The following is a 4,865-nucleotide window of genomic DNA, read 5'->3' on the forward strand; positions in this document are numbered from 1 at the left end:
ATGAACCAACAGCAGGACTTGATCCTCAAGAAAGAACTAGATTTAGAAATCTATTATCTCAAATAGGCAAGGAAACTATAGTTATACTTTCAACTCACATAATATCAGATATAGAGTCTATAGCTAAGGAAACTATTATGGTAAAGGATGGAAAATTACTTTTACAAGGAAATCATAGAGAAATATTAGATGGAATGAGAGGAAAAGTATTTAGCATAAAGACTTCAAATGAAACTGAAGTTTTAGATATACAAAGACAATACAAGGTAATAAATATACAAAGAGGTGTGGACAATATAGAACTTAGATTGATAAGTGATGTTATGCCAAAGCATGAAAATGTGAAAATGATAGAACCAAGATTTGAAGATGTGTATATGTTCTACTTTGATTTAGAAGATGCTAGGGAGGTGTAATTATGGGTTCAGTTATAAAATTAGAATTAAAAAAAATATTAAGTAAAAAAAGTATTCTTATAACTTGGGTATTGGCATTACTTTTAGCTAAAATTTGTGTAAGACCATTTTCATTAACTGAAACTTATGCAGATATATTTAGTAAATATTATGGTTTAGCACCTTTAATGGGAATAACTATATTTATGATATTTGCAGGAAGTTATGTAGTGGAATATAGTTCAAATATGGATGAACTTATAAAAACAACTAAGAACGGAAGAAAACAATTAGTATTAGCTAAGAGTATTGCGAATGGTATATCTGCAAGTTTAATAAATGTTTCTATATTATTAGTAATGGTATCAACTGCTTTTTCTAAATTTAAATTTGATGGATTAGATACTCCAATTAAAAACTTATGGTACTTTGGAAATAGCCAATCAAATATAACTGTTATGCAAATGCTTATTATAATGACGATAACTATAATAGCTGGATCATTCTTATTTGCACAATTAGGATTATTTTTATCATCTATAAGCAAAAAAGCTGTAATGCCTTTCTTTGTAGGTGGAATTATAATGGGATTACCATATTTCTCTGAGGTTTATGGAATAAGCCAATTCTTACCTAAAAAAATAGTAGTACTTACTCCTTTATGGGGAATGTATAGTTGTCAAATATTAAGATTTAAAGCACCAAATTATGCATTTTTAGTATTTGGGTTAGTTACTGTAATAGGAAGTATAGTACTTTACAATCTTACATTAAATGCATTTTCAAAAGAAAGATAAAGGACAGGTGAGCTATGATACGTTGGGAGTTAAAAAAAATTATAAAAAGTAAATCTTCAATAGCAATCTCATTAATTTTTGCTTTGTTAATTTTAAGTGCGAGTTTTATGAAGCCTACTTTAGAAACAGAAAATTCGCATATAGATGAAAAAGGAAATTATATACAAGACAATAGGGATAAGATTGTAATTGCAAATGAAAAGCTAGATGAAAAAGTTAATTCACTAAAATATATAAGCAACAAAGAAAATATAAACTCAAAAGATGAAATTACTAAAAAAATAGGAGTTATGGCTGAGGAAAAATTAAAAGCCGATAATGGAGATAAATATCAAGACATAAGTTTTTACAAAGTATTTAATTATAGAGCAAACAATATGATATCTTCTTTCCTAATGACTGCTATAATTGTAATAATATTTTCTAATATATATACAGATGAAAAATTATCAAATGTAGATTCTGTAATATTATCTTCAAAAAATAAAAATAAAGTTTTATATTCTAAGTTATTATTATCAATAATTATGCCGATATTAATATATTTAGCATATATAATAATTATATGTTTTATAACAACTACTCAGTATGGAAGCCCAATCAATGGAACTTTACAAGCATATAGAATATCAGATGTGCCTTTTATGTTAAAAAATTCAATTAGCATAAATCAATATACAATAATAAATATAGTAACTATGATGATAATATTTACTACTATTTCAGTATTTTCAAGCTTAGCTTCATTTGTAGCTAATAACTCAGTAGGGGCTGTTGCAGGTAGTACGGTAGTTATTATATTAGGAAAAGTTTTAACTTTAATTAAATTTTTACCAAAATCAATATTACTAATTTTAAGCTCTGCAAATTACGTCGATATTTTTCAGTATCCACAAGAATTTATAGGAATCTATAAAGGTAGTATAAATATACTTGGAAAATCTATAGATACTATCGTGTTAAATTATGGATATTTAACAAGTATGCTAATCATAGGGATATTAGCTACTATATATATATTTAAAAGAGTATTAGATAAATAAAATAGGAAATAAGCTATCGAAAATATCAGTATACTCCATATTAATATATTATTAATATGGAGTATACTGATATTTTAAGGTAGCTTTATTTTTATATTTAAATTTATAGTTATTACAAAAATAAGTTTTTGGTATAATGATTATATTAATAATAATGGAGGTACAATATGGAAACGCTTATAAAAGAAAAGAAGATATTAATAATAGATGATGAAAAAGACATACTAAATCTTTTGGTAACTGTACTTAAAAAAGAAGGATTTAAAAATATATTTACAGCAGAAACTGGAAATAAAGGCCTTGATATATTTAAAAGTGAAAGTATAGATATAATATTATTAGATATAATGTTACCAGACAAAGAAGGGTATGATGTATGTAAAGAAATAAGACAAATATCTCAAGTACCAATATTATTTTTATCAGCAAAAACAGAAGAAATGGATAGGATATTAGGACTCGCACTTGGTGCAGATGACTATATAACAAAGCCGTTCAGCCCCAAGGAAGTAGCTTTAAGAGTTAAAATAAATTTAAGAAGAAATATTATGCTAAACAATTATAAAGAAGAAACTAAAGAAAGATTTGTATTTGGACCTTTTGAAATAGATGAAGAAAAGGTTGAGGTTAGAAAAAATGGTGAGATCTTAGAACTTAAACCTAAAGAGTTTAAAATGTTTTTATATATGGCAAATCATTTAGAGCATATAATAAGCAAAGAAAGATTTTGTGATGAAGTTTGGGGAGAAGACTTTATAGGATTTGATAATACTATAATGGTACATATAAGAAGATTAAGAGAAAAAATAGAGGACAAACCTTCAAATCCAAAGTATATTAAAAATATAAAAGGACTTGGATACAAGCTAACTGTAAAGGAAGATTAATATGAAATGGAAGATAACATTTAAGTATGTACTGAATATAATTTTAGTAGTAATGATAGTTACCATATTGAATATACTAGGTTTCTTAATGCTTATGATGAGTGGGATGCAACCTAATCATGAACAAAGAGAAGAAACATTTGCTAGGTTATTTGAGCAATATATATTTAAAACTGATGGAAATATATATGTAAATAAAGATGGAAGAAAAATATTAGAAGAAAAAGATTTATGGATACAAATATTAGATGAAAATGTAAAAGAAGTGTATAGGTATAAGGCACCAGAATATTTAGCTGAAAAATATACTCCTATGGATATTGTAAATGGATATAAATATGCTGGAGGATTGAATAATGGGGGATCAGATAGTGTTCTCATTTCATCTAAAAAAATAGGAAATGTAGAGTATACATATATGATTGGATTTCCAAAGGAGCATATAGAAAAATATATAATTATGTATAACTCAAGATATCTAATTAATTCATTAGGTAAAGTTATAATGATTACTATAGTTATAGATTTACTTATAGCTTTAATGTTTGGATACATATTTAGCAGAAGACTTACGAAGCCTATGAAATTAATAATAGATGGAGTAGAGAATTTAGAACAAGGAAAGTATGATATTTATTATAGAGAAAAGAGTATATATAGACCTGTATATAAAAAATTAAATAGACTATCAGACACCCTAAAAAGTAATGAAATCGAAAGAATTAAAATAGATAAGATGAAACAAGAATGGATAGCTAATATAACTCATGATATAAAAACACCGCTATCTTCTATAAAGGGGTATGCTGAGTTGTTAAGTGATGATTATGATTTTGATAGAGATGAAATTAAAGATTATGGTAATATTATAAATAAAAAATCGGAGTATATTAAAGAATTGGTGGATGATTTGAATTTAACTATGAAACTTAAAAATAGCGCTAATGTGCTAAATAAAAAAGAAGATAATATAGTTAGAGTAGTTAAAGATTCTATTATAGAGATATTAAATGATCCAAAATATTCGCAAAGAAATATAGAGTTTATAAGTAAGAGTGATGTTATAAATAAGGACACTGATATAACACTTATAAAAAGAGTTATAAATAATCTTATATATAATGCACTTATTCATAATGATGAAAATATTAGTGTTGAAGTTGAGATAATAAATGATAAAAAAACAACTATATATGTAAGAGATAATGGTAAAGGAATAAAGAAAGAAGATTTAGAAAAGATATTTGATAGATATTACAGAGGGACTAATACGGGAGAGGTACACAAAGGCTCTGGACTTGGTATGGCTATTGCAAAGGAAATAGTAAATGCTCATGATGGAGATATTAGCGTTAGTAGTGAAATAGGTGTTGGAACAGTGGTTAAGATAGTATTATAAAATAAAGTAATTCTATAGCAATGCATCACTTTGCCTTAAATCAATAAACCTATTTAATGCAATGAATTATAATAAAGTGAGATTAATTGTAAAGTGGTGTATTACTATATCAACATATTTTAAAAACATATCCATAAAAAAATTAAAAAAGTGTTGACGATATTAATTTAAGATGGTATAGTTATACTTGTCCTTAAGAAAAGGGCAAAAATAAAAGTTAAAAATGAACTTTGAAAATTAAACAGTAGGTTAATTTATAGAATTTGAAACAACCAAACATAAAGCCAGATATATAACAGTATCTGAGCCCTAGATAAACTTTTATTTGAGAGTTTGATCCTGGC

Annotated in this window: 4 protein-coding genes and 1 pseudogene; all 5 read left to right on the plus strand. The window is 25.8% G+C overall.

The features are described from left to right. A pseudogene (locus AC11VW_RS14125) lies at positions 1-416 on the plus strand (ABC transporter ATP-binding protein); the annotation flags it as partial. Positions 417-418: 2 nt separating this feature from the next. After that, complete coding sequence (locus tag AC11VW_RS14130; RefSeq protein WP_484302072.1) at positions 419-1,192, plus strand: ABC transporter permease; 774 nt, start codon at positions 419-421, stop codon at positions 1,190-1,192. 14 nt (positions 1,193-1,206) lie between these two features. Further along, positions 1,207-2,235: a hypothetical protein gene (locus tag AC11VW_RS14135; RefSeq protein ID WP_484302073.1), complete on the plus strand. Its 1,029-nt coding sequence runs from the start codon at positions 1,207-1,209 to the stop codon at positions 2,233-2,235. 167 nt (positions 2,236-2,402) lie between these two features. Beyond that, positions 2,403-3,122, plus strand: coding sequence for a response regulator transcription factor (locus tag AC11VW_RS14140; protein WP_484302074.1), 720 nt, complete (start codon positions 2,403-2,405; stop codon positions 3,120-3,122). 1 nt (position 3,123) lies between these two features. After that, positions 3,124-4,521 carry a HAMP domain-containing sensor histidine kinase gene (locus AC11VW_RS14145; RefSeq protein ID WP_484302075.1) on the plus strand — a complete coding sequence of 466 codons (1,398 nt, stop codon included), beginning with the start codon at positions 3,124-3,126 and terminating at the stop codon, positions 4,519-4,521. Positions 4,522-4,865 lie beyond the last annotated feature (344 nt).

Source organism: Romboutsia sp., assembly GCF_056995035.1.

Excerpts from the sequence above, each read along its gene's own strand:
- AC11VW_RS14130 (WP_484302072.1), top strand. The coding sequence starts at position 419 with ATGGGTTCAGTTATAAAATTAGAATTAAAAAAAATATTAAGTAAAAAA.
- AC11VW_RS14135 (WP_484302073.1), top strand. The coding sequence starts at position 1,207 with ATGATACGTTGGGAGTTAAAAAAAATTATAAAAAGTAAATCTTCAATA.
- AC11VW_RS14140 (WP_484302074.1), top strand. The coding sequence starts at position 2,403 with ATGGAAACGCTTATAAAAGAAAAGAAGATATTAATAATAGATGATGAA.
- AC11VW_RS14145 (WP_484302075.1), top strand. The coding sequence starts at position 3,124 with ATGAAATGGAAGATAACATTTAAGTATGTACTGAATATAATTTTAGTA.